General features: G+C 69.3%; 20 protein-coding genes and 1 pseudogene. 5 read left to right on the top strand and 16 right to left on the bottom strand.

The window, feature by feature from the left end; translation table 11 throughout:
• Positions 1-16: 16 nt before the first annotated feature.
• The 9 genes and pseudogenes from ACLJO0_RS19350 to ACLJO0_RS19310 form a co-directional block, all read right to left on the bottom strand.
• Positions 17-1,324, bottom strand: a complete 1,308-nt coding sequence (locus tag ACLJO0_RS19350) for a protein kinase domain-containing protein (RefSeq protein WP_410579864.1) — start codon at positions 1,322-1,324, stop codon at positions 17-19.
• A gap of 16 nt (positions 1,325-1,340) precedes the next feature.
• Complete coding sequence (locus ACLJO0_RS19345) at positions 1,341-1,973, bottom strand: SGNH/GDSL hydrolase family protein (RefSeq protein ID WP_410579863.1); 633 nt, start codon at positions 1,971-1,973, stop codon at positions 1,341-1,343.
• Positions 1,970-2,731, bottom strand: a complete 762-nt coding sequence (locus ACLJO0_RS19340; RefSeq protein ID WP_410579862.1) for a sugar phosphate isomerase/epimerase family protein — start codon at positions 2,729-2,731, stop codon at positions 1,970-1,972. Before ACLJO0_RS19340 ends, ACLJO0_RS19345 begins: the two co-directional genes overlap by 4 nt.
• Positions 2,728-3,765: a LacI family DNA-binding transcriptional regulator gene (locus tag ACLJO0_RS19335; protein ID WP_410579861.1), complete on the bottom strand. Its 1,038-nt coding sequence runs from the start codon at positions 3,763-3,765 to the stop codon at positions 2,728-2,730. Before ACLJO0_RS19335 ends, ACLJO0_RS19340 begins: the two co-directional genes overlap by 4 nt.
• 243 nt (positions 3,766-4,008) lie before the next feature.
• Positions 4,009-5,451 (bottom strand): chondroitinase-B domain-containing protein, encoded by a 1,443-nt coding sequence (locus tag ACLJO0_RS19330; protein ID WP_410579860.1) that lies wholly within the window; start codon positions 5,449-5,451, stop codon positions 4,009-4,011.
• Between the two features lie 13 nt (positions 5,452-5,464).
• Positions 5,465-6,787, bottom strand: a pseudogene (locus tag ACLJO0_RS19325) (alpha-L-fucosidase); the annotation flags it as partial.
• Between the two features lie 10 nt (positions 6,788-6,797).
• Positions 6,798-7,664: a carbohydrate ABC transporter permease gene (locus ACLJO0_RS19320; protein WP_125784541.1), complete on the bottom strand. Its 867-nt coding sequence runs from the start codon at positions 7,662-7,664 to the stop codon at positions 6,798-6,800.
• Positions 7,661-8,617 carry a carbohydrate ABC transporter permease gene (locus ACLJO0_RS19315; protein ID WP_410579859.1) on the bottom strand — a complete coding sequence of 319 codons (957 nt, stop codon included), beginning with the start codon at positions 8,615-8,617 and terminating at the stop codon, positions 7,661-7,663. The genes ACLJO0_RS19320 and ACLJO0_RS19315 overlap by 4 nt, the downstream gene beginning before the upstream one ends.
• A complete protein-coding gene (locus ACLJO0_RS19310; protein WP_125794428.1) occupies positions 8,614-9,942 on the bottom strand; it encodes an ABC transporter substrate-binding protein in 1,329 nt (442 codons plus the stop codon). Before ACLJO0_RS19310 ends, ACLJO0_RS19315 begins: the two co-directional genes overlap by 4 nt.
• A 182-nt stretch (positions 9,943-10,124) precedes the next feature.
• Here ACLJO0_RS19310 and ACLJO0_RS19305 point away from each other — a divergent pair, with 182 nt between their 5' ends.
• Both ACLJO0_RS19305 and ACLJO0_RS19300 read left to right on the top strand, forming a co-directional pair.
• Entirely contained in the window at positions 10,125-11,132 is a 1,008-nt protein-coding gene (locus ACLJO0_RS19305; RefSeq protein WP_410579858.1) for a hydroxyacid dehydrogenase, read from the top strand.
• Entirely contained in the window at positions 11,129-11,308 is a 180-nt protein-coding gene (locus ACLJO0_RS19300) for a hypothetical protein (protein WP_410579857.1), read from the top strand. The genes ACLJO0_RS19305 and ACLJO0_RS19300 overlap by 4 nt, the downstream gene beginning before the upstream one ends.
• Before the next feature lie 70 nt (positions 11,309-11,378).
• On the opposite strand, the gene ACLJO0_RS19295 is transcribed toward ACLJO0_RS19300, so the two are convergent.
• A complete protein-coding gene (locus tag ACLJO0_RS19295) occupies positions 11,379-12,542 on the bottom strand; it encodes an epoxide hydrolase family protein (RefSeq protein ID WP_410579856.1) in 1,164 nt (387 codons plus the stop codon).
• A gap of 81 nt (positions 12,543-12,623) precedes the next feature.
• Between ACLJO0_RS19295 and ACLJO0_RS19290 the strand changes: the two genes are divergently transcribed.
• Entirely contained in the window at positions 12,624-13,190 is a 567-nt protein-coding gene (locus ACLJO0_RS19290; protein WP_410579855.1) for a CGNR zinc finger domain-containing protein, read from the top strand.
• Positions 13,191-13,741: 551 nt separating this feature from the next.
• On the opposite strand, the gene ACLJO0_RS19285 is transcribed toward ACLJO0_RS19290, so the two are convergent.
• Both ACLJO0_RS19285 and ACLJO0_RS19280 read right to left on the bottom strand, forming a co-directional pair.
• Positions 13,742-14,833, bottom strand: a complete 1,092-nt coding sequence (locus tag ACLJO0_RS19285) for an aldo/keto reductase (RefSeq protein WP_410579854.1) — start codon at positions 14,831-14,833, stop codon at positions 13,742-13,744.
• 20 nt (positions 14,834-14,853) lie between these two features.
• A complete protein-coding gene (locus tag ACLJO0_RS19280) occupies positions 14,854-15,327 on the bottom strand; it encodes a DUF6130 family protein (protein ID WP_410579853.1) in 474 nt (157 codons plus the stop codon).
• 147 nt (positions 15,328-15,474) lie between these two features.
• Here ACLJO0_RS19280 and ACLJO0_RS19275 point away from each other — a divergent pair, with 147 nt between their 5' ends.
• Positions 15,475-15,720 (top strand): hypothetical protein, encoded by a 246-nt coding sequence (locus ACLJO0_RS19275; RefSeq protein WP_410579852.1) that lies wholly within the window; start codon positions 15,475-15,477, stop codon positions 15,718-15,720.
• A gap of 6 nt (positions 15,721-15,726) precedes the next feature.
• Here ACLJO0_RS19275 and ACLJO0_RS19270 read toward each other — a convergent pair whose 3' ends face one another.
• The 4 genes from ACLJO0_RS19270 to ACLJO0_RS19255 form a co-directional block, all read right to left on the bottom strand.
• The gene (locus ACLJO0_RS19270) at positions 15,727-16,722 is read right to left on the bottom strand and encodes a LysR family transcriptional regulator (protein ID WP_410579851.1); all 996 of its coding nucleotides are present in this window, start codon (positions 16,720-16,722) and stop codon (positions 15,727-15,729) included.
• Positions 16,719-17,360 carry a sigma-70 family RNA polymerase sigma factor gene (locus ACLJO0_RS19265; RefSeq protein WP_410579850.1) on the bottom strand — a complete coding sequence of 214 codons (642 nt, stop codon included), beginning with the start codon at positions 17,358-17,360 and terminating at the stop codon, positions 16,719-16,721. The genes ACLJO0_RS19270 and ACLJO0_RS19265 overlap by 4 nt, the downstream gene beginning before the upstream one ends.
• A complete protein-coding gene (locus tag ACLJO0_RS19260) occupies positions 17,345-18,691 on the bottom strand; it encodes an alpha-lytic protease prodomain-containing protein (protein WP_410579849.1) in 1,347 nt (448 codons plus the stop codon). The genes ACLJO0_RS19265 and ACLJO0_RS19260 overlap by 16 nt, the downstream gene beginning before the upstream one ends.
• 351 nt (positions 18,692-19,042) lie before the next feature.
• The gene (locus ACLJO0_RS19255) at positions 19,043-20,620 is read right to left on the bottom strand and encodes a tannase/feruloyl esterase family alpha/beta hydrolase (RefSeq protein WP_410579893.1); all 1,578 of its coding nucleotides are present in this window, start codon (positions 20,618-20,620) and stop codon (positions 19,043-19,045) included.
• A gap of 135 nt (positions 20,621-20,755) precedes the next feature.
• Between ACLJO0_RS19255 and ACLJO0_RS19250 the strand changes: the two genes are divergently transcribed.
• A complete protein-coding gene (locus ACLJO0_RS19250; protein ID WP_410579848.1) occupies positions 20,756-23,458 on the top strand; it encodes a helix-turn-helix transcriptional regulator in 2,703 nt (900 codons plus the stop codon).
• Positions 23,459-23,487 lie beyond the last annotated feature (29 nt).

Raw genomic sequence — 23,487 nt, 5'->3', positions numbered from 1 at the left:
GGAAGAACTCCGATTCTCACCGCTGAGAACTCCGGCACTCCGCGACCGGCGTGTCCCCACCGTCTTCGCCGGTGGTCGCGATGAAGCCGAAGGTGGTCGTCCCGCCGGCGGGCAGGACCGCGTTCCAGTCGGCTTCGGACACCCGCACGCGATCGCCGTCCTGTGCCAGGGAACCGTTCCACAGATTGGCGATGCGGGTGCCGGGCGGCAGGGTCCAGCTGACCTCCCAGCCGGTGAGCCGGGTGTCCTGGGAGTTCCGCACGGATACGCGGATCTCCGAGCCGCCGGGCCAGCGATTGGCCACCTCGTAACGCGCTTCGCACACCGGTTTCGCGGCGGGTGTGGTCGCGATCGGTGCCGCCAGCGGAGCCTCGGGCGCATCGCCGTCGAACAGGAGGACGCCCGCCAGCACACCGCCCGCCACGACCACACCGCCCGCGATGGCGAACGGCAGGCGTGAACGACGAGCGGGCACGGGAAGCCGTTTGGTGCCGGACAGGATCGCCGGACGGCCGTCGGCGACGGCGGCGAGCATCCGCTCGGCCTCGGCCATGTCCGGCCGTTCCAGTGGATCGCGCCGGAGCATCCGCAGCAGGACGTCCGTGAGCGGGCCGGTGGACCGCGGCGCGGTGATCTCGCCGCGGGCGACCCGTTTGAGGAGGGCGATCTGGTTGCCGTCGGTGCCGAACGGCGGCGCGCCTTCCAGCGCGGTGTACAGCGTGGAGCCGAGGGAGAACACGTCCGACGGATAGCCGGGCTCCTCGCCGTCCGCGACCTCGGGGGAGAGGAACGCGGGTGTGCCGACGACGAGACCGTCGCCGGTCATCGTCCCTTCGCCCGTGGCGTGGGACAGGCCGAAGTCGGCGATCTTCGCTTGCCCGTCCTCGGTGATCAGGATGTTGTTGGGTGTGACGTCCCGGTGCAGGATGCCGTCCTCGTGCGCGGCGGCCAGCGCCGAGGCGATCTGCGCGCCGAGTTCCGCCACCCGGCCCGCGGGGAGCGGGCCGTCGTCCGCGAGGAGTTCCGTCAGCGGCCGCGACGGCAGGAACTCCATGATCAGATAAGGGGTTCCGTCCTGTTCGACGACGTCGTAGACGGTGACGGCATGCGGATGCTTGAGCCGCGCGGCGACCCGGGCCTCCCGCATCGCGCGCACGATCGACCGGAACGGCGCGTCACCCGGGGAGTTGTCCGGCAGCAGCTGTTTGACCGCGACCGTGCGGTCGAGCCGTTCGTCCCGCGCCTGCCACACCACGCCCATCGCGCCCCGGCCGACCTTGTGCTCCAGCCGATAACGACCGGCGATGATGGCGTTCCGGTTCACGGGGCAACTGTATCCGCTACGGGAGCGTGGCCTCCTCGACCGGCGAACCGGCCGTCGCGAGCCAGGCCTCGGCGAGCAGGCGGTGGCCGAGCGGGCTGGGGTGGACGCCGTCCGGGGCCAGCGTCGCGGCGCCGTGCTCCTCCGCGGCGCGCGGCATGAACAGATCCGCGCGGATCAGCCGCGCGCCGAACTCGGTGGCCACTTCCAGCGCGACTTCGATCCGAGGTGCCAGATCGGCCACCCAGTCATGGTGCTCCGGCTCCACCGGCAGCAGGAACGGCGTGATCACGTACAACTCGGCAGGCAGGTGCTGCCGCGCGTCGGCCAGCAGCCGGGTGTAGGCGGCGCGGAACTTGTCGATCGGGCTCGGCAGGCCACGGTCGAAGGTCCGCCAGGTGTCGTTGATGCCGATCTTCACCGTCAGCACCGTGGGGCGCGCCGCGAGGACGTCGGTGGTCCATCGGGCTTCGAGGTCGTAGATCCGGTTGCCGTTGATGCCCCGGTTGATCACCTCCGGCCCGTCGCCGAGGAGTTCCGCGATCTGCCGGACGTAACCCTTGCCCAGCGACGCGGGATCGGTGCGATCACGGCTGGAGTCGGTGATGGAGTCGCCTGCGAAGAGCAGCCTGTCGGCTTCGGTGAACCTCACGCGCCCGCCTCGATCAGCTTCCGCAGCGAGTCGGCCTCGCCGGGGACCAGATCCGGATCGTTGTCCGGGACGAACTCCAGCAGCGCGTCGAGCGGCCGACCGGTCTTCGCGAGCAGGCCGAACGCCCGCGTCCACAGGTCCGCCCGGAAGGTCAGCGGATGCCGCTCGTTGCTGGGCCACCACGAGAAGACGTGCACCGCGCGCACGTGGTCGAGCACCAGTTCCAGTCCCGCCAGCGCCTGGTCGTCCGGCAGGTCCTGGGGCGGTTGCCAGTAGGTGCCGAGATTGTCGCGGCCGACCTCGTCGAGCAGTCGGACGGTCGATTCGGCGGTGTCGGTCAGTGTCCCGCCGTGGAATTCCAGCGCGACCTCCAGACCGTGGTCGTTCGCGACGTCGGCGGCCTCGCGGAGACCGGTGACGACCTGCGCGCGTTCGTCGGGATCGACGTCCTCGGAGCCCGCCTTGCCCGCCCACACGCGGATCCGCGAGGCGCCGAGCCGGACCGCGGTGGCGGCGATGTCGCCGAACTTTCCGGCCTCCATCGGGGTGGCGCGGAAGTAGGAGCCGTAGGAGTCGCAGGTCAGCCCGTGCCGTGCCATGGCTTCGAACGCGCGCTCGGCCGCCCAGTCGTCGTCGGGGCGCACGTGGACGTCGGCGCCCCACTCGATCACCTGCAGCCCCGCCTCCTCGGCACGGCGCGCGACCTCGTCGGCGTCCAGCCGCCGCAGCGTCACCGAACACAGTCCCGGGCGGATCATTTTCCCTCCAACGGTTGAGTGCTTTCGCGCAGCACGACCTCACCGGTGATCGGCTTGACACGAGGACCGGCCGCGCGGTCGTCGAGGATGAAATCGAGCGCCTGTTCGCCCATGCGCTCGATCGGCACCCGCACAGTCGACAGCGAAGGCCTTATGTCGCGCAAGGTGATAATGTCGTCGAACCCCGCGATCGCGATCTGCGCGGGGACCAGCAGCCCGCGGTCGCGGCAGGCGGCCATCGCGCCGACGGCCATCACGTCGTTGACCGCGAAAACGCAGCCGCGGAAGCCGTTCTCGATCGCACGCACCATCGCCGCGTAGCCGCCGTCGCGGGTGAATTCCGCGCGCAGTACGTGGTTTTCGGGCAGCGGTATGTGGTGCCGGGAGAGTCCGTCGCGGAAGCCGAGGACGCGGTCCCGCGAGGTCAGCAGACCGGGCGGCCCGGCGAGTACGAGGAAGTCCCGGTGCCCGAGTGCGGCGAGATTGTCGGCCAGATCCGCCGCTCCGGCGCGGTTCTCGAGCATGACGGTGTCGAACGGCAGTTTCCGCTGCCCGATCACCACGACCTGGCCGTCGGCGGCCTCGAACGCCTTGAGTTCCTTGGTCAGATTCCGTTGCAGGGCACTGTCCTCGTTGCGCGACCCGGCCAGGATGACCGCTCGCGCACGCTGCCCGCGCAATGTGGTGACGTACTCGAGTTCCTTCTCCGGATGGTTTTCCGTGCTCGCGATGGTGACGGTCAGCCCGTGCCGGGCGGCCACCCGCATCACGCCGGACGCGATCGAGGAGAAGTACGGGTCGACGATGTCGTGTACCAGCAGCCCGACCACGTTGCCGCGGCCGCGGGCCATCGCCTGCGCGGGAACGTTCGCCGTGTACTGCAACCGTTCCGCGGCCTGCAGTACCGATTCGCGCAGCGTCACGCTGACCTGTCTGGTGCCGCCGTTGAGCGCCCTCGACGCCGTCGCGAGCGACACTCCCGCCTCACGGGCGACGTCGGCCAGGGTGGCCGAACCCGCGGCGCGCTGCGGCATGGTTCCTCCTCTGGGTCTGGCGGTGAACCCGCGACCGCGATCGACGTCGGCGGGGCGCCGGCTGGTCTGCCACGTCACGGTGGGTGTGCAAGCGCCCTGCCACCGCGATAGCGGGGCCTTCGGCCGAGGCGGGTTCACGCGTTGGGTCGCTTCTCGGGTGCGTCTTCGGCTCCGCCCACAGACCCTTGGTGGTGCGGTGGGCTCACGCCGGCGTGGGCTGACGCCGGCGTGAGCCCGGCTTCGCTACGGAGCGGCGGGGCCGACGTCCGCGGTGGTGAGCGGCCGGTTGGCGATGGCGGCCGTCGAGTACTCGTCGGCACCGACGTCACGCAGGCTGCCGCGGGCCTGACCGTCGATGTCCAGCGTGACCGGTGCGGCCGACAGCGTCGCCGCGTCGATCGCGGGGCTGCCCGCGGCGAGCCGCGAGACGCCGTCGCTGCCCTGTACAAGCTTCGGGTCGATCCGGCGGAAGGTGCCCGCCGGGATGTTGCCGTTCCCGCCCGAGCCCCACAGGATGTTGCCGGACCAGGTGAAGTTGCCTGTGGTGCTCATCGCGACCAGGTCGCCGTTGCCACCGACGAAGAGGTTGTCCGAGATCGTGCAGTCGCGCGGTTCGATCGTACGTTTGGTCTCGCCGGCGAGCGTGCCGCTGTTGTTCAGCAGCGTGTTGTGCGCGATGAGCACGCGGTCCGCCGCGTCGTTGCCGCGCCGTGATTCCTTCGACTCACCAGGGAAGTGGTCCCGGACGCTGCCGCTGCCGACGACCAGCGCGCTGCCGGACACTCCGGCGACGTAGTTGTTGAGGATCTTGTGGTCGTTGCCGTAGATCCGGATGCCTTCCTTGCCTCCGAGGATGAAGTTGGCTTCGACGAGAGTCTTGTTTCCGTGGCGGAGCACGATGCCGCCCTTGCTGTTCCGGATGGTGTTGTTGCGGATGAAGTTGCCCGACGACTTGACCGAGATCGCCTCCGGGTCGCCGTTCGCGCGTTCGAACAGGTTGAACTCGATCTTGGCCCCGGCGGTGGTGAGCGCGCGCGGGCTGACGCCCAGCCGGATCGGCTCGCCGCCGTTGTCTCCGGGGAAGGTGTGGTCGGAGAAGTAGTTCCGGAAGACCTCGACGTCCGCCGCCATCTTGTCCTCGTCCGCGCCCTCGATGCAGAGCATGACGCCGAGCGTGGTCTTGTGGTGGAAGTGGTTGCGGTCGATCTTGCTGTTGTCCGCGCGCACCATCACCCAGTGCAGGTCCGGGAGGTCGGCGAACTGGAGATCGTTGCGGGTCAGCCGGATCCGCGAGCAGTTCGGCGGGATCTCCAGCGTGGTGCTCTGGCGGAACTTGAACCCGCTGATCGTGACGCCGGTGGAGTCGTCGAAGACGAAGCTCTGCTCACCGTTGAGTGTCACTCCACCGCGGGACTGCGCGACGATGGTGATCGGCTGATCCTTCGTGCCACGCCTGCCCTTGACGCTGATCGGCTTGCCCGTCGGCACGGTGTAGGTGCCGTTGTTCACGGTGATGACGGCACCGGGACCCGCCTTGTTGATCGCGTTCTGCAGTTCGGTCAGCGAACTGACGTTCAGGGCGCACAGCCCCTTCGGTTTGGCCGACGCCGTGCCCGCGGTGACCCAGGGGACGGTGATCAGCGCGGCGCCGAGGGTGGCGCCGCTGAGGAACCTTCTGCGATCCATGATGCCTCCGTGCTCAATCGGTGGGGAGGGTTTCGGCGGCGGGGCTCTCTGTGCTCAGGAACAGTTCGATCACCGGGACCGGGGTGTCCGGTTTCCGGATGGGGAGCTTCAGGGTGAGCGTGCCTTCCGGCTGCCCGCCCATCTGGGTGTTCTGTGCGCTCTGCCCGGGATCCGTGTGCACCTGCCGGATTTCCGAGGCGTCGTCGAGCAGCTGGGCGTAGCGCACCCGCCCGGCCAGCCCTGGCAGGTGGACGTGGTTCATCGGCCAGCTGAACAGGTGCAGGTACAGCCGGTCTCCGCGCTGGGTGTAGCGGCCGTCGGCGGGCGCTGTGTACCCGGCGGGACCGCAGCCGCGGATGGCACGTTCGTGCCGGTCCATCCAGCGGCCGAGCTCACCGAGCACTTCGAGCGCCCGCGGGTCGATCTCGCCCCGGCCGTTCGGCCCCACGTTGAGCAGCAGGTTGCCGTCCTTGGACACGCCGTCGACCAGCATCCGGATGAGCAGCTCGGGGCTCTTGTAGTCGAGGTTGTCGCGGTCGTAACCCCAGCTGCCGTTCAGCGTCTGGCACGCCTCCCACACCACCGGGACGCCGTCGCGGGTCATCGGACCCGACGGCTGGTACTGCTCCGGGGTGATGAAGTCGCCCGGGATCCCGGTGCGGTCGTTGACGAGGATGCCGGGCTGGAGTTCCCGGACCAGCGCGAGCAGGCCGGGGGAGTCCCAGTCGTCCGGTCCCTTGCCGCCCCACCATTCCTTGCGGCCCTGGTACGAGAAGTCGAAGAACAGGTAGTCGATCGTGCCGAAGCGGGTGAGCAGCTCGCGGACCTGACCGTGCAGGTAGAGCTGGTACTCGGCGATGTCGGCGTACTGGTGGGCCGCGATGTACTCGGCGTCGTCACGGCGGGGATGGGTGCCGTCGACGGGGAACGCGGGATGGTGCCAGTCGATCAGCGAGTGGTAGAAGCCGACCTTCAAGCCTTCTTCGCGGCAGGCGTCGACGAACGGACCGAGCAGATCCTTGCCGTAGGGCGTGTTCGTCACCTTGAAGTCGGTGAGATCGCTGTCCCACAGGCAGAAACCGTCGTGGTGCTTGGTGGTCAGCACGACGTAGGTCATGCCCGCGGCCTTCGCGGCCCGTGCCCAGGACCGCGGGTCGTACTTGTCCGGCTCGAAATGGTCGAAGTAGACGCGGTACTGCCCGTCGGTCAGCTTTTCGCGGTTCTGCACCCATTCGTGCCGGGCGGCCAGCGAATACAGTCCCCAGTGGACGAACATCCCGAACCGGTCGTGGGTGAACCAGGCGGTGGAACTCACTTCAGGATCGCTCCTCGTTGTCTTTGGTGAGTCAGCCCTTGAGTGCGCCGGAGGCGAGGCCGCGGACGAACGAACGCTGGAAGAACAGGAACGCGGCGACCGAGGGGAGCAGCGCCAGCAGCGACGCCGCCATGATCACGCCCGGCGTGACGTTCGTGTCGATCCGCAGTGTCCGCAGGGCAAGCGGCAGGGTGTAGGTCGAGGCGTCGGTCGACACGAGCAGGGGCAGCAGGTACTGGTCCCAGATCATCGTGAAGCCGAAGACACCGATCACGCCGAGCGCGGGCTTGCACATCGGGAGGATGATCTGCGCGAAGATCCGCAGGTCGCCGGCGCCGTCGATCCGCGCGGCCTCCTCGAGTTCGCGGGGGACGTCCTTCATGAACTCGGTCATCACCAGGATCGAGAAGGCCCACGCGCCCAGCGGCACGATCATCCCGGCGAGGCTGCCGATCAGGTTGAAGTGCACCAGCGGCAGATCCGAGAGGATCAGCGACAGCGGGATCGCGAGGATCTCCTCCGGCAGCATCAGCGTCGCCAGGATCGCGACCAGCACGAAGGTCATGAACCGGAACTTCTTGCGCGCCAACGCGTATCCGGCCAGCACCGAGACGATGACCTGCAGCAGCAGGCCGAAGCCGACCACCAGGAACGAGTTGAGCAGGTACATCCCGACGCCGAGGTCGAAGGCGATGCCGAAGTTGTCCAGGGTCGGGCTCGACGGGACGACGCTCAGCGCCGTCGGATCGGAGACGTTGTTGAACGCGCTGACCAGCAGCGCCAGCAGCGGCCCGGCGAACACCAGGAGCAGCAGGGTGTACAGGACGAACTTCAGGATCCGTCCGCCCGGCGACTTGACGGCGTCGAGGCCGAGTGCCGAATCGTTGGCCGCGGTCATGCGTCTCGCCTCCGTCGGAGCACCTGGACGAACAGCGTCAGCACGAGCGTCGCGAGGAACAGCAGGACCGCACCCGCCGCGCCGACGCCCAGCCGGTTCTGTTCCAGGCCGAGTTTGTAGATCAGGGTCATCGCGACTTCCGTCGAGCCGTTCGGCCCGCCGTTGGTCAGCAGGAACACCTCGGTGAACACCCGCAGGCCGCGGATCGCCGCGAGGACGAACAGGATCGAGAACACCGACCGCAGGCCCGGCAGCGTCACGTGGAGGATCTTGCGCCACCGGGAGGCACCGTCCACAGTGGCCGCTTCGTAGAGGCCCCTGTCGATTCCGGCCAGTCCGGCGAGGAAGATCATCATGTCGTACGGCGCGCCGCGCCAGATTCCGGTGACGATGACCGAGATCATCGACGTGTCGGGATCGTTGATGAAGCCCGACGGGCCCAGCCCGACCATGCCGAGGATGGAGTTCAGCATCCCGTCCTCGGTCGGGTGGTACATGATCCGCCAGAGTTCGGCGACCACCGCGATCGGCACGACCACCGGCAGGAACGCCGCAGACCGCAGGAACTTCAGCCGTTTGCTCTGGCCCTCCATGAGCAGGGCGAGCGCGAGGCCGATGACCATCGACCCGACCGTCTGCCCGACCGCGATGATCACGGTGTGCCAGATGGCGGAGTGGAACGCCTCGTCACCGAGGACGGTGCCGTAGTTCTGCCCGCCGACCCACTGGTTGCCGAGGTACGGCTGGACATCCTGGAAGGACATCGTCACCGCGGTGATCATCGGGATGAACTTGAAGTACACGAACAGGATCAGGGCGGGGGCCAGGAACAGCCACGGCGTCCACCACTTCCCGTCGCGGTCGCTGCGCCTGCGGGCCTTCGGCGCGGGCGCCCGCTTGGCAGCGGGACGGTCCGCGCCGACGGCCGCCGGCTTGGCGTGATCTACGGTCATGACGCGCTGATCCCCTGTTGCTGCAAGGTCGCGGTGAGTTTGGTGTCGAGTTTCGCCAGTTCCGCCTTGGTGTCGAGCTTGCAGTCGGCGATGAGCGCGCTGACCGTGTCGGCGGTGTCCTGGCGGACGGGCGTCCAGTTCGGGATGGACGGCGCGTAGTGGCCGGACTTGGTGTAGATCTCGGCGTAGGTCTTCCAACGTGGGTCCGGGCGGACCTGGCTGATGTCGATGTTCTTGTTCACCGGGAGCTGCACGATGAAGGCCGATTCGCCCTCCATGCCGATCTTCTGCCCGTCGGCCGAGATCGCGAAGTCACCGAAGGCGTCCTGCCCGGCCTGGTTCGGCGAGCCGGCCATCATGTAGATCGACAGGCCCTCGGCGAGCACGTCGGCGTTCTTGGCGCCCTTCGGCATCGGGACGACCTCGTACTTGTCCTTGCCGAGCGCCTTGTCGAAACGCGGCAGCAGATACGGGCCGACGACGTACATCCCGGCCTTGCCCGCTTCGAAGGTCTCGTTGGTCGCCGGGGTCGGCATGGTGACCGAACCGGGCTGGATCACGTTGTCCTTGCAGCCGAGGTCGCGGAACCACTGCACCGCGGCGACGGATTCGGGCGTGCTCATCGACGGCTTGTACTTGCCGCCCCCGGCCTCGGTGATGAAGTCGCCGCCCGCGGCCCACAGGAAGTTGGAGAAGTACCAGGAGGCGTAGCCCCGTTTGGTCGACAGCGTCGCGTTGAGGCCCGCGGTGTCGTTCTTGCCGTTGCCGTCGGGGTCACCGGTGGTGAACGCCTTGGCGAGGTCGACGAGCTCCGGCCAGCTCTGCGGCACGCTCTTGCCGAGCTTCTCACGCCAGTCCTTGCGGATCAGCAGCGCCGAAGCCTGCGCGCTGTAGGGCAGGCCGTACAGCTTGCCGTCCGGGGTCTGGTTGGACTTCAACGCCTGCTCGGTGAGCTCCGAGGCGTGCTTGATCTTGCCCTGTTCGATCTCGCGCACGAGCCCCTGGCTCTTCAGCGTGCCGACCTGCGTGACGTCGTTCATCACGATGTCCGGCAGGTCGCGCTGGGCGGCGCGCTGGGCCAGCTTCGTCTCGAAGTCGTCGAAGATCGCGGTGACCTGCACCTTGAACCCCGTGGCCTTCTCGAAGGCTTCCGCGAGCCGCTTGGTGGCCTGCTCCCCGGCGCCGCCGGGAGTCGTCCGGGTCCACAGTTCCAAGGGCGCCTTGGTGTCCTGCGCGACGTTCGTTCCGGCGGGGCCTGCCGAGCAGCCCGAAAGGACCAGCGCTGAGACAGTGAGTCCCACGCCGATCCACCGCGATTTCCGCATCGCATCTCCTGTTCACTGTGGACCACGCTGTCTACTCCGCAGGGGACGGTAAGCGCTTTCCCGACCTGAGGTCAATGGTCCGATGATTACGAATTTCAATCGGCATGGTTTGCCCTTGTGTGGGACTTGCCGCGCGTGGACCGGGGAAAGCATCCGATGTATGGTCGCCGACGGAGGTAGGGATGACCGAGCTGCAACACCGGCCGACGGCACTTCTCGTGATGGAGGAACGCCGCCGCGACGACGTTTACCCCGAGGCGGTGCTGAAGGAGATCGGCACGCTGGTGGACTTGCGTGAGCCGCTCACCCGCGAGCGGCTGGCGGAGGATCCGGCGGCACTGGAAGGCGTCGAAATCCTGTTGTCCGGCTGGGGTGCCCCGGTGCTGGACTCCGTCCTCTTGGGACACGCGCCGGACCTGCGCGCGGTGCTCGTCGCCGCCGGATCGGTCCGGCCGCTGACCACCCCCGAGTTCTGGGCGCGCGAGCTGCCGATCGTGTCCGCCGCGGCCGCGAACGCCGTCCCGGTCGCCGAGTTCACCCTGGCCCAGGTCCTCTTAGGACTCAAGCAGGTGCACCGGATCTCCCGCGAGATCCGGGAGCGGCGGGCCTATCCGCCCGACCCGAGGGTCGCGGGCGCCTACCGGTCCAGGGTCGGCCTGCTCGGCCTCGGCGAGATCGGTGCTCTCGTCGCGTCGCATTTGCGCGGTTTCGACGTGGACGTGCTCGCGAGTGACCCCGTCGTCGACCCGGCGGCCGCCGCCGAACTGGGCGTGCGGCTGGTGGGCCTGGACGAACTGTTCGCCACGTGCCCCGTGGTCAGCCTGCACGCGCCGCTGCTCCCGGAGACCGAAGGACTGGTGAACGGGGAACTGGTGGCCAGGATGGGCATCGGCGCGACCCTGATCAACACCGCCCGCGGCGCCGTCGTCGACGAACCTTCGGTGATCCCGGTGCTGCGCGAGCGCCCGGACCTCACGGCGATCCTCGACGTCACCTGGCCCGAACCGCCCGAGCCGGACTCTCCGCTGTACACGCTGCCGAACGTGGTGCTCACCCCGCATCTGGCCGGCGCGCTGGGCGCCGAACGCGCCCGGATGGGCGAACTCGTCACGCGGGAGCTTCGGCGGTTCGTGCTCGGGGAGCCGCTTCAGCACGCCGTCGCACCGGACCGGGCACACCTGCGGGCGTGACGCTCGCCGTTCGGGAGACCGGTCTGCGGACCGGTACCCGGATGCGCGGGCTGTTCCCGGATTGCCCGCCCGGCGACCATCGAGGCAGCACGATCGTCGTCGGCGATGGCCTCGCCGCAGAGGTCTTCGGACCCGCGCTCGCGCTGTTTCGTCCGGACCGTCGCGCCGGACTCTGACACTGGCGGGACCGGGTTTGCCGGGCGCCGACGACATCGCGCGGCCTCGTGGTCAAGGCCGTATAACGCCCTATATCGCGTGGCGACTGGCGGCCAACACCGCTGTGAGGCCTTCTCGCAGATCTTGAACGAAATACCCCGGCACCTCCAGGGACGGGAAATGGCCCCCGGCTTCGGGCGACCTCCATCGGACGATCTGGCGGTACCGCTCCTGCGCCCAAGGGCGCGGATACTTCTCGATGTCGCGGGGATAGACGGTGATCGCCGACGGGACGTCGACCCGGAGTTCGGGATCGAGCGAGTTGTGGCTTTCGTAGTAGATGCGGGCCGACGACGCGCCGGTCCGGGTCAGCCAATACAGGGTGACGTCGTCGAGGACGCGGTCCCGGGAGATCGTCTCGAACGGGCTGTCCTCGGTGTCGGACCACTCGGCGAACTTGTCGAGGATCCAGGCGAGAAGCCCGACCGGTGAGTCGACGAGCGAGTAACCGATGGTCTGCGGCCGGGTCGCCTGCTGCTTCGCGTACGCCGCGCGATGGTGCCAGAAATCGTGGGTTTCCTCGGTCCACCTGCGCTCGATCGCCGTCAGCCCGTCCGTGGTCAGCCCGGGCGGCCCCTCCGCGAACGTCGTGTGGATGCCGAGGACGTGCGCCGGGAACCGGCCGCCGAGAACCGTGGTGATATTGCCGCCCCAGTCGCCGCCGTGGGCGGTGAACCTGTCGTAGCCGAGCCTGCCCATCAGCTCCACCCATGCGGCCGCGATCTTCTCGGTGCCCCACCCGGTGGTGGCAGGCTTGTCGCTGTAACCGAAGCCGGGTAGCGAGGGCACCACGACGTGGAACGCCGGCGCGTCCGGGTTCTCGGGGTCCGCCAGCTCATCCACCACATCGACGAACTCGGCGATGCTGCCCGGCCAACCGTGCGTCATGACCAGGGGAACGGCATCCGCGCGGGCGGACCGGCGGTGCAGGAAGTGGATACCCAGGCCGTCGATGGTCGTGCGGAACTGACCGATCCGGTCGAGGTGCTCCTCGAAAGAGCGCCAGTCATACCCGGTGCGCCAGTAGTCCACGACATCGACGAGGTCGGTGAGCGGAACGCCCTGCCCCCATCGGCGATCGACCGTCTCGGCCTCCGGTAGCCGCGCCGCGGCCAACCGCGCGCGCAGATCGTCGAGGTCGGCGTCAGATGCGTGGGCTTCGAAGGGTTGTACGTCGCTGGTCGGACGGGACATGAGACCTCCAGTCATCGCGGAACCGGCTAAGACGGTTCTAGCAGGTCTTCATGTCGGGGTGCAACCGGCTAAGGTGGTTCCATGCCTGCTGGGTTTCCTGACTTCCGCCTCGGCACCGTGCTGGCGACCAGCTTCACCGCGACCTTGACGGAGCGTCGTGGTGACGCTGTGGAACGCATTCCCACGCCGCAGCGACTAGTCGACTGGCTGGCGGTGAACGGCCTCGCCGTGGACTCCTGCACCACCGCCCAGCTCGAACTCGCCCGGGAGCTGAGGGAGTCGATTCACGCCGCGGCGACCGCCGCCGCGCTCCAGGGCGCGCTCCCCGCTTCCGCTGTCCAGGTCATCAACGACCGCAGCACTCAGGGACGGGCGGCGGCCGTCCTTGCGCCTGAGGGCAAGCGACGATGGCAGCTCGGCTCGGCATCCCGCGTGGAAGACGCCCTCAGCGTGATCGCCGCCGACGCGATCAGCATCATCGCAGGCGAACGCGACGGAAAGCTGGCCCTGTGCGCATCGCCGACCTGCCAAGCCGCCTTCTTCGACACCAGCCAAAGCCGCACCCGCAAATGGTGCGACATGAACACTTGCGGGAACCGTCAGAAGAAGGCGCGGTTCAATGCCAACCAGCGGAAGAGATCTCTCTGACCGCATCGCCGAGTCCGGACCTCGTACGTTCTCGAGGGTGATGAGCCTTGTTGCTGCCGGGGAACGGTGACGGGGTTCGCTTAGTGACCGGCTGGCCCTGTTGCCGGGAAACGGCCATGGCCTTGGGCAGGGGCGACGGTGTGAGGCCGGCTTTGCGACGTGACCGCTCGATCAGTTGCCGTGGAATGGCGACGATCCCAGGTGGCGGTGTGAGATCGGCTTGGCGACGCGGCCGGCCGCCCGTTTCCGGAAATGGCGACAGGCTGCGGAAACGTAGGTGCGACGGGACTGCCCGGCCGGGTTGCCGCGAAATGGCAACCGGGCCGGGCAGCGGAGAGAGACCAACTTTGTGGCATCGCCGCTCCGGTCCGTCGCCGTGGAACGGCGACGATCCCGGGCAGCGGTGTGAGGTGGTCACGTGACATCGCAATCCCGGACCGTTGCCGCGAAACGGCAACGGTCCGGGATGTTGGCGTGGGGTTCCGCTCGTAACGCGTCCGCCCGGCCCATCACCGCAAACGGCAACACGCCGGCGCACCCCAGCTACTCAGTCACCAGTTCCGCACCGCAGGCGCATACCCCGCCGGTTTGTCCCCGACCTTCACTCCCGGCGAGATCACCCAGTTCTGGTACTCGGGCGTGAACATCCGGTACACCGACTCCGGCGGCACGGTGCTCGCCTCGTCGAGGAGCGCACGCAGGTCCGGCGGTAAAGCGAAGTCCAGTGCGGCCATGCTCTTGCCCAGCTGATCCGCGCTGCTCGCCCCGACGATCGCCGCCGCGACTCCCGGCTGGGTCGCGACCCAGTTGATCGCGACCTGCGCCATCGTGACGCCGAGTTCGGCCGCGACCTTCTCCAGCGGCTTCAGCAACGCCCAGTCGCGGTCCGTCCACGACTTGCCGGCGTTGCCCGGATCGCTCAACCTGCCTTCGCCGGACGGTGTTTCGCCGGTCGGCCGGTACTTGCCGGTGAGGAACCCACCCGCCAGCGGGCTCCACGCAGTGATGCCGAGACCGAGATGCTGTCCCATCGGGACGTGTTCGGTCTCGATGGTCCGTTCGACGAGCGAGTACGGCAGCTGGAGGTTGACGACCGGGGTCAGCGCGTTCGCCTCGGCGAAGCTCTGCGCCCTGGCGGCGTACCAGGCGGGAACGTCGGAGAGCCCGGCATAGCGGATCTTTCCCGCCCGCACCATGTCGTCGAGCGTGCGCATCACCTCTTCCACCGGCGTGACGCGGTCCCAGGTGTGGAGCAGGAACAGGTCGACGTGATCGGTGCCCAGCCGTCGCAACGACGCTTCGAGTGCCCGGATCAGATGCTTGCGACCGTTGCCGCCCGCGTTCGGGTCGCCGGGGTCGACGCTGTTGGTGTACTTGGTGGTGAGCACGACCCGGTCGCGCACCTTCGCCTCGGCGATGAGGCGGCCGAGAATGGTTTCGCTTTCGCCTGCGGTGTAGAAGTCCGCGGTGTCGATGAAGTTCCCGCCCGCTTCCAGGTACTTGCGGAAGATCGGGCGGACCTCGTCCTCGGTCTTCCCGTACGCGGCGTGGAAACCACCGGTGCCGAAGTTCATCGTGCCGAGGGCGATCCGGCTGACGCGCAGTCCGGAACGGCCGAGCAGGTAGTACTGATCGAGTGTCATGATAGGAGACTCCAGGGGTTTCAGTGGTGTCCACTGTGGACGGGAACGACGAAGGTCAGGGTCTTCTGGTCGAGGATCTTGTGTGTCGGGTCGGCGAGGCCGATCCACACCTTGTGCGGTCCCGCCGGCAGCGACTGGATGATCAGTGGTTCTCCGCTGCCGTCCGCCCAGTGCCATGCCGCGTCGTCGACGGTCACGTGGATGTGGCCGATCCGGGGCGAGACGTCCAGGGCGGCCGGGCCGTACACCGGCACGATCCGGAGATTCTCCGCCCGGTACCGCAGCACGACCAGGCCCATCGCGAGCTGCTCGGGCAAGGGCGCGTCCACGACCAGCGACGGCGGCGGCTGGGACGGCCGCGGCACCACGGGAGCGGGTGACCAGTCAGCGGTGGCCGCGGCGGGAGGGGCGGCCGCCGGCGGTGCGGGCGGGGGAGCACCGCAGGCGGCGGTGAGCAGAACGGCGAGGAGGGTGAACTTCCCAAATGCGGGCATGAGATCACGCTAGGACGGCCGATGGGGCCGCGGCGCCCGTCGGACGACGTCATCGGTGTACGTCACCGTGACACTTTCCGGTGACAGCCCGGTGGACCGGCCGGATCCGGGGAATACGCGGGCATCGAGGAGGAAAAGGAGAGAACGATGAAGTCACGTATCGCCGCCTTGGCGGCCGCAGTCACGTTCTTGGTCTCCGCGGGAGCCGTCACAGCCACGCCCGCCAGCGCGGACCCGGTGCCCGGCAACCCGAACCAGTTCTACGCGTCGTGCGCCGTCGACCTGCTGGGCGTCCCGGTGGGTTGCCTGGAAACCGACGAAGAACACGCGACGCACATCTGCCAGTATGTGCTCACGGCGTTCGGTCTCGGCCTCGACTGCATCCAACGCTGAGCCGGATCAGGTGCCGAGCCAGCCGGGGTTCGCCGCCGCCCACTCGGGAAGGCGGTGGCGAACCCCGGCTGGCTCGGTGATCGCGTGCATCAGTCCACTTCGGACAGTGCCGACGTCGATGGGTGAACCGTCGCGCCACAGCAGGAGATGCCGTGTCCTCAGCGGAACGCCGCGCAGGGCCACCACCGGGCCGGGCATCGTGGTACGGGAATCGAGGGACCGGACCGGTGCCACCGCGCGGGGATCGTTCCGGACGGCCTGCCACAGCGCCGTCGGTTCCACTTCCCGCACGGTGATCTCACCGAGGCCGGCGCGGGTGCACTGGTCGGTCAGGTGATCGCGGAGTCCGTCGTCCGCCGCGGTCAGCCAGGCCGAGCCGGCGAGTTCCGCCAAGGACACCTCGCCGCGTCCGGCGACGGGATGGTCCGGGGACACGATCACGAACACCGGCTCCGTTCCGACGGGAAGCAGGTGGATGCCGTCCGGCGGGACGATCTCCTGTCCGGGGTGATCCACGTACAGCGCCAATTCCACCGTGCCGTCGAGAAGCGCGGTGAACAACGCGGTCCTGCCGGTCATCGTGAGCAGTTCGACCGGGCGACCGGGTGTGGCCGCGGCGACCACGCCGCTCACCGTCTCGGCGAAGAAGGTCGGGAACGCGCCGATCCGGAGCAGGCTTTCGGGCGGTGCGCGGTGGAATCGGCGGATCGCCAGGTCGAGGTCGTCCGCCGCGGCCAGGACCCGTTTCGCGTGTTTCAGCAGTACTTCGCCCAGCGCGGTGGGGCGGATGCCGTGCCGGTCGCGTTCGAACACCGTCCGCTCCAGTGCCCGCTCGACCCGGTGCAGTTGCGCGCTCAGCGCGGGCTGCGAGAGCCCGAGCGCGGTCGCGGCCTTCGCGAGACTGCCCGCCGACGCGATCGCGTCGAGAAGGCGCAGATGCCGGACATCGATCTCCGCGGGCCAGGAATGGCCGTCCCCGGGACCGATCAGGGGGCTGATCACAGGTCGTCCTCGTCGATGATCGTGCGGAGTTTGTGCAGCGCGCGGTGCTGGGCGACCCGGACCAGACCGGGGCTCACCCGCAGGATCGCGCCCGCCTCGGGCGCGGTCATGCCGACGGTGATCCGCAAGCGGAGGATCTCCTGCTGGATATCGGGCAGGGTGCTCATCAGCCGTGTCAACCGGTCGTGGCCGTCGGCGGCGAGGGCCTGCCACTCGGGTTCGTTGGGCTCGGGTGTCGCGCGATCCGGAGGATCGGGTGTGGGTTCGGATCGGTCTTGTGCCCGCCACCGGAACGCGGCGGCGACCTTCCGAGCGGCGATCCCGAGGACAGTGGAGAGGAAGGAGCCGCGGGTGGTCCGGGCGGTGGGCAGCGCGGTGAGCACGGCGAGGCAGGTTTCCTGAGCGACGTCCTCGGCGGCGATCACCCGCACGTCGGTTCCGTCCATCCGGCTCCGGCAATAGCTCGCGACCACCGGCTGGACGATGCTCATCAACTCGTTGGTCGCCGCGGGGTCACCGCGGCGGGCGCGGGGAACGAGGGATTCGAGATCCGCCGCCTCCGCGCCGTCGTCAGGGGAAGGAGCCGCCCCCGGCGAGGTGAGTTCGCCGGGGGCGGTCCAGGTCAGGCGAGTTCCCAAAGCGCGGGCACGTTGGGCGGCTCCCAGCCGGGCTGGGAGGTGTGCGGCTGGATCACCCGGTAGTTGCTGCCGCCGTAGCTGGCGGTCGCGCCGGAGCCGTAGTAGGTGTTCGGCGCCCAGGTGCCGCCGGGCGGGTTCGAGGTCGTCGGGCTGGTCGGGGTGGTGGTCCTGGTCGGCGTCGTGGTGGTGCTGGACGGCGGGTTCCCGGTGACCGTCAAGCGCAGGTTGTAGACGCTCAGGATCTCCGTGACCGGCTGGAAGTAGATCGTGCCGCCGGAGGTGCAGTTGCCGGAGCCACCGGAGGTGACGCCCTGCGCCTGGTCGCCGGTGAGCCACGAACCGCCGGAGTCACCGGGCTCGGCACAGGCGTTCGTCCTGGTCAGGCCGGTGATGGTGCCTTCGGGGTAGGTGACCGAGGTGTTCTTCTGCAGGATGGTGCCGCAGCGCCAGCCGGTGGTGGAGCCGGAGCGGCACACCGAGGAGTTGACCGGGGCCTCGGTCGAACCGGCGACCGGCACGGTGCCGGGGTAGCGGTTCACCAGTGCGCGCGGGGTGTTGCCGGCGTCGGCGCGGACCCAGGCGTAGTCGTTGCCGGGGAAGCTGGAACCCGCGACGCTTCCGCTCGGGTTCGAGGTGCGCGTTCCGGTCGTTCCGCAGTGTCCGGCCGTCACGAAGCCGCCTTCGACCGCGAAGCCGATGGAGCAGCGGCCCGAGCCGAAGGTGTAGGCGTTGCCGCCGATGATGTCGATCAGCGGGCGCGGGTCTTCGGTGCTGGCTTCGACCCGGACCAGGTCGGACGGCACACCGGACTCGGCCGCCCACGACTTCGCGGCGGCTTCCCCACCGGCGTTGGCGAGTACGACGATCGAGTTGGTGGTGACGTCGGTGAACCAGCCGGGCACGGTGTTCGGTGCCTTGCCGGACTTGGCGTCCAGCCGCAGCTTCGCCGCGTCGAGATCGGCGGCACTGCGGGCGACGGTCTTCGGGGTCGCGCCCGCGGCGCGCACCAGGTCGGCCTGGGCGGCGTCGGTGACCGCCACGGTGAGCGCGGTCCCGGTGCCGTCCAGCCACGATCCGGCGTACGACGTGCCGAGCTGCTTCTTCAGCGTGTTGTCGGCGACCGCGGCGCGCTGTTCGCTCGCGAGCCGGAGTTTGGCCTGCTCGGGGCTGATCTTCAGGTCGCGGGCCATCGCGGCCAGCATTTCGGACTGGACCTGGTCACCGGCGGTGGCTTGCTGACCGGCGCTCGCACTGGGAGTGAGGGCGATGGCGGTGACCAAGCCTGCCCCGGTTATGGCCGCGGCAGTGGCGGCTAAGATCTTTCTGTTCATGTCGGCGCTTTCCTCGAAAGTGGCGGGGGAGGGGGATTCGTCCCCGACCGTACGAGGCGCGTCACTCGACTGGTACATACCATTTGGGTCATATCGCCCGGCTTGAACCTGGGGTGATATGGCGGGATTCCGTGGTTGTCCGGCCGATGATTCTGTTGCCGTACAACGGTTTAGTCACTGCCGAATAAGGCCGTGTCCAGCCGCGCGATCCGATTCGTCGCGACGTTCCCTGTCGTCAATACCGTACTTTTGAGGGGTAGGGCAAAGGGAACTCCGGAACTTCTCACAGTGTGAGGAAGTGCCCGTCGTGCCGGAGGGCGCCGGCACGACGGGCACAGGTGGAGAGGGGCCTCAGCGGCCGGTGCAGCGATAGCTCGAGGCCACCGCGGGATCACCGTGGCCGCGGTAGCGCGAGACCTGCGGGTACGGGCAGAGATCGCGGGTCAGGGTCTTGTGGGCGTTAGCCGCGGGTAGGGTCGCGGGTGCCTTGCCGTGTTCGACCCAGTCGACGAGCGCGCCCAGGGCGTTCGTCGGCGCGGCGCCCGCGCCGCCCGAGCAGTGCGCGACACCCGGCGCGAGGAACAGCCGGTAGAAATCGTTCACCCGCTTCGGGCCGCCCATTTCGCGCTCCACCTCACGCCGGTACTGGAGCGTTCCGCCCGGCGGGATCAGCTGGTCGTCGGTGCCGACGAAGGTGATCAGCTTGCCGCCCGCCCGGCGGAAGTCCGACAGGTCGGGGTCCGAGGTCCCGATGACGTCGTCGTATTCCCGCACCGACTGACGGAACAGGTCGGCGAACTGGCGATAGGTGAGCTTCTCGGTGTCGAACCCGGGCTGCTTCTTCAAGAACGTCTGCACCCAGCCCACGGCCACCGGGAAACCGGGAGCGGTGGTCACCGGGCCGAAATCGGCGCCCTTGGGGAGACCCGCCCAGAGCCGTCGTCCGTGCTCGTCGGTCGGCCCGGCCCAGATCTTGCGGACGACCTCGGCGTCCGCCGCGGTGACGGTGACCTCTTTGTCGCCGCAGAGCACCTTCGTGCCGATGAGGGAACGCGGATCGTAACCGCATTCATCCGGCCGATCCACGATGCCGTCGGTGACCCCGTCCCGGCCGTCGCAGGCCTTGAGCGCGGCCTGCTGGTAGGCGGTGAAGACACAGGTCGAGGGGAAGGTCTTCTCCTGGTTCATCACGACTCGCGGCCACAGGGTCGCGACCGCGAACTCGGTCCAGTGCACGGCGGGCGCGTTCGCCAGGACACCGTCGAAGTCGCCGGGATGGCGCTGCGCTTCGGAGTAGCCCTGACGGCCACCGGTCGAGCAGCCGTTCCAGTACGAGTACGTGACTTCACGCTGGTAGAACTTCTGCGTCACGTCCTTCCCGACGAGGGCCGCTTCGTGCACGGACCGGGTCGCGAAGTTCGTCACCAACGGCTTGTCGATCCCGCCCGCGGGGGTGAGCGCCCACGACGTGTCGAGGAACGTGAGGGGGACGCCGGCGTCGGTCGTCACGCCGCTATAGCCGTCTTTGACCGCCTGGACCAGCGGGGCACCGAAGTCACCGGCGGTGTAGGCGCTGCCGCCGACCGCCTGGAGCCTGCCGCTCCACCCGGTCAGGGGCAGTGCGACGGCGACCTTGACGTGGTCGCCCGCCGTGCCGTGGGTCAGCGTGACGGTGATTTCGCAGTAGGCGGGAACCCCGGTGATCGGGTCCGGCCGCGAGAACGGCGTCGGGGGGAACGTCACGGTCCCGCCGGGTTTCGGTGTCGCCTGCACCGCTTCGATGCGAGCGCCCGCCGGCGCCGCGACGGGGACGGCCTCGCACGACGACGTCGCCGCCTCGGCGGGCGCCGTCTGCGTCACCGAGGTCAGCACCAGCGGCAGCAGGGCGACCAGCGGTGCCGCCGCCAGGAAGATCTTCTTGCGTCTCATCACTTTCACGAAGTTAGGCCGATCGTGTCGACACTCCGTCTACATCCTGTGGACGCCGCCGGAGCGTCCAAACCGGACCGCTTGGGTATCGTCGGACGGGCGGCCATCCATGGCCGAGGGGAGGAATGCCGCACCATGCCGCTTTTCGGACGGGAAACCGAGCTGAAGGACCTGGCCGAGCTCGTCGACGGGCCCGCCACCGGCTGCGGAGGCGTCCTCATCCAGGGTGAACCCGGGATCGGCAAGTCGGCCGTCGTGGCGGAGGCCGTCTCCGGGGCGACGGTCGGGGGCCTGCGGGTGCTGCGCGCGACCGGCGTCGAGGCCGAACGGAACTTCGCCTACGCCGCTCTGCACCAGCTGCTCCATCCGGTTCGGGCGGGTGCGGACACGCTGCCCGCGCCGCAGCGCTCAGCGCTCTGGGCGGCGCTGGGGCTCGCGGAGGCGGCGGAGCCCAACGCGTACCTGGTCGGGCTCGCCGCGTTGACGCTGCTTTCGGAAGAGGCGGCGGCCAAACCGTTGCTGATCGTCGCCGAGGACGTCCACTGGATGGATCGCGAGAGCGCCGAAGCGCTCGCGTTCGTGGGCAGGCGGATCGAGACGGAGCCGATCGTCCTGATCGCGACCCTCCGGGACGGGGAGCCGTCGCCGTTGCGCGAGGCGGGACTGTCCTCAATGGACCTCGAGCGCCTGCCCGGCGACGTGGCGGCAGAGCTGCTCGACTCCGTCGCCCCCGGGCTCTCCTCCCCGGTCCGGTCCCGGGTGCTCGCCGAGGCCGCCGGGAATCCGCTGGCGCTGACCGAGCTGCCGTCGGCCGTGACAGAGGCACCCGATCCCGTGCTGCCACTGACCGAACGGCTCGAGCGCACGTTCGGCGCCCGGTTCACCGCCCTGCCGGAACCGGCCCGCACGACCTTGCTGGTCGCCGCGCTCGACGAGACCGGTTCGCTCGACGGGACGCTCGCGGCGGCGGGCAGGCTGCTGGGCGAAGACGTCGAGCCGTCGGCGCTGGAACCCGCCGCCGAGGCGCGGCTGATCGACCTCGGACCCCGGACCGTCTCGTTCCGGCATCCGCTGATGCGCTCGGCGATCCCCGCGTCGGTGCCGGTCGAGGAACGGCGACGCGCGCACCTGAGCCTCGCGGAGACCTTCCGCGAACAGCCGGACCGCCGAGCCTGGCATCGGGCGGCCGCGGCGACCGGCGCGGACGAGGACGTGGCCGGAGCGCTGGAGAACGCCGCCGGCCGGGCCCGGCACCGCGGCGGAGTGACGGCCGCCGTCGCCGCGCTGGAGCAAGCGGCCCGGTTGAGCGCCGATCCGGAACGCCGGGCGGACCGGTTGCTGCGCGCGGCCGAACTGGCCGTCGAATCCGGCGGCCGCGAGACGGCGGAACGACTCGTCCGGGACGCGCGCGCGGGAGAACTCACGCCACGCCAACGGTCGACGGCGAGCTGGCTGCTCAGCGGATTCGAGGACGGCTTACGCGAGGGCCCCTCGCGGATCGCGGAACTGGCACGGCTGGCCGAGTCGGTCGCCGCGGAGGGAGACCCGGACCCGGCGATGCGCGTCCTGTGGGGTGCCGCCATGCGCTGCTTCTGGTCCGAACCCGGCGAGGACACCCGGCGGACACTGCTCCGCGTCGCGGACGATCTTCCCGTCGAGAACTCGGATCCACGTCTGGTCGCCGTCGCCGCCTACGTGGCCCCGTTCGAACGGGCCGCGTCCGTGCTCGACGACCTTCGCGAACTCGCCGCCACCACCGGAACCGATCCCGAGGTCGACCGCTTTCTCGGCAGTGCCTCGCTACAGGTCGGTGCGGTCGAACTCGCCGCCCGGTTCTCCGCGGCCGCGGCGCCGGGGCTGCGTGCGCAAGGCAGGCTCGGCCTGCTGCCGCGGGCACTGGCCGTCCAGGCGTGGAGCAGGGTCCGGCTCGGCGACCTCGCCGCGGCCGTGCCGGTCGCGGCGGAAGCGGCCAAGTTCGCGAAGGAGACCGGGCAGCCGTTCATGTACGGCTTCGCCACCGCGGTCCAGGCCGAGATCGCCGCGCTGCGGGGTGAGCACAAACAGGCCAAGACGCTGGCCGACGAGGCCGAACGGGTCGGGCTCGCCGCCGGTGCCCGGCCGGTACTGGCGACGGTGCAGCTCGCCAGGGGCATCGCGGCGTCGAGTGAGGGCCGCTTCGATGACGCTTTCGCCGACCTGGGGCGCCTGTTCGATCCCGCCGATCCCGCGTTCCAGCCGGCGCTGCGCGTCTACTTCGTCGCGGAACTCACCGAGGCCGCGGTCCGGGCGGGCCAGGTCGAGGCTCTGCGCGAGATCGTCGCGGAGATGGAGCAGCTGGCACTGGTGACCCCGGCGCCCGCCTTGCACATCGGATTGCGTTACGCCCGTGCCGTACTCGTACCGAGCGACGAACTGTTCGAGACCGCGTTGCGGGCGGAGCTGGACGGATGGCCCGCCGAACGCGGCCGGCTGCACCTGGCCTACGGCGAATGGCTGCGACGGCAACGGCGAGCCGTGGACTCGCGGTCGCATCTGCGCACGGCGCGGGAGACGTTCGACGCGCTCGGCATGACCGCGTGGGCCGAACGCGCGCGCCGGGAACTGCGGAGTGCGGGAGAGTCCAGCCCGCACCGGGGCCCTGACGCGCGCGAGAAACTGACCCCACACGAGCTGAGCATCGTGCAACTGGCCGCGGAGGGCCTGACGAACCGGGAGATCGGGCAGCGGCTCTACCTGTCCCACCGGACGGTCGGTACGCATCTGCACCGGATCTTCCCGAAGCTCGGGGTGAGCTCGCGAGCGGAACTCAAGGGAGCGTTGGGACTCGTGAGTGGCTGAAGACGGTTGAAGAGGTAAGGCAAAAGGCG

The organism is Amycolatopsis sp. lyj-108, from assembly GCF_046549005.1.
Classification (GTDB): Bacteria; Actinomycetota; Actinomycetes; order Mycobacteriales; family Pseudonocardiaceae; genus Amycolatopsis.
This window is presented reverse-complemented; position numbering and strand designations above follow the sequence as displayed.

Bases quoted from the DNA above. Each gene is read 5' to 3' on its own strand.
- ACLJO0_RS19310 (WP_125794428.1), bottom strand. From the start codon at position 9,942: ATGCGGAAATCGCGGTGGATCGGCGTGGGACTCACTGTCTCAGCGCTG.
- ACLJO0_RS19250 (WP_410579848.1), top strand. From the start codon at position 20,756: ATGCCGCTTTTCGGACGGGAAACCGAGCTGAAGGACCTGGCCGAGCTC.
- ACLJO0_RS19280 (WP_410579853.1), bottom strand. From the start codon at position 15,327: ATGCCCGCATTTGGGAAGTTCACCCTCCTCGCCGTTCTGCTCACCGCC.
- ACLJO0_RS19330 (WP_410579860.1), bottom strand. From the start codon at position 5,451: ATGGATCGCAGAAGGTTCCTCAGCGGCGCCACCCTCGGCGCCGCGCTG.
- ACLJO0_RS19335 (WP_410579861.1), bottom strand. From the start codon at position 3,765: ATGCCGCAGCGCGCCGCGGGTTCGGCCACCCTGGCCGACGTCGCCCGT.
- ACLJO0_RS19305 (WP_410579858.1), top strand. From the start codon at position 10,125: ATGACCGAGCTGCAACACCGGCCGACGGCACTTCTCGTGATGGAGGAA.
- ACLJO0_RS19290 (WP_410579855.1), top strand. From the start codon at position 12,624: ATGCCTGCTGGGTTTCCTGACTTCCGCCTCGGCACCGTGCTGGCGACC.
- ACLJO0_RS19275 (WP_410579852.1), top strand. From the start codon at position 15,475: ATGAAGTCACGTATCGCCGCCTTGGCGGCCGCAGTCACGTTCTTGGTC.
- ACLJO0_RS19260 (WP_410579849.1), bottom strand. From the start codon at position 18,691: ATGAACAGAAAGATCTTAGCCGCCACTGCCGCGGCCATAACCGGGGCA.
- ACLJO0_RS19295 (WP_410579856.1), bottom strand. From the start codon at position 12,542: ATGTCCCGTCCGACCAGCGACGTACAACCCTTCGAAGCCCACGCATCT.
- ACLJO0_RS19315 (WP_410579859.1), bottom strand. From the start codon at position 8,617: ATGACCGTAGATCACGCCAAGCCGGCGGCCGTCGGCGCGGACCGTCCC.
- ACLJO0_RS19285 (WP_410579854.1), bottom strand. From the start codon at position 14,833: ATGACACTCGATCAGTACTACCTGCTCGGCCGTTCCGGACTGCGCGTC.
- ACLJO0_RS19255 (WP_410579893.1), bottom strand. From the start codon at position 20,620: ATGAGACGCAAGAAGATCTTCCTGGCGGCGGCACCGCTGGTCGCCCTG.
- ACLJO0_RS19340 (WP_410579862.1), bottom strand. From the start codon at position 2,731: ATGATCCGCCCGGGACTGTGTTCGGTGACGCTGCGGCGGCTGGACGCC.
- ACLJO0_RS19320 (WP_125784541.1), bottom strand. From the start codon at position 7,664: ATGACCGCGGCCAACGATTCGGCACTCGGCCTCGACGCCGTCAAGTCG.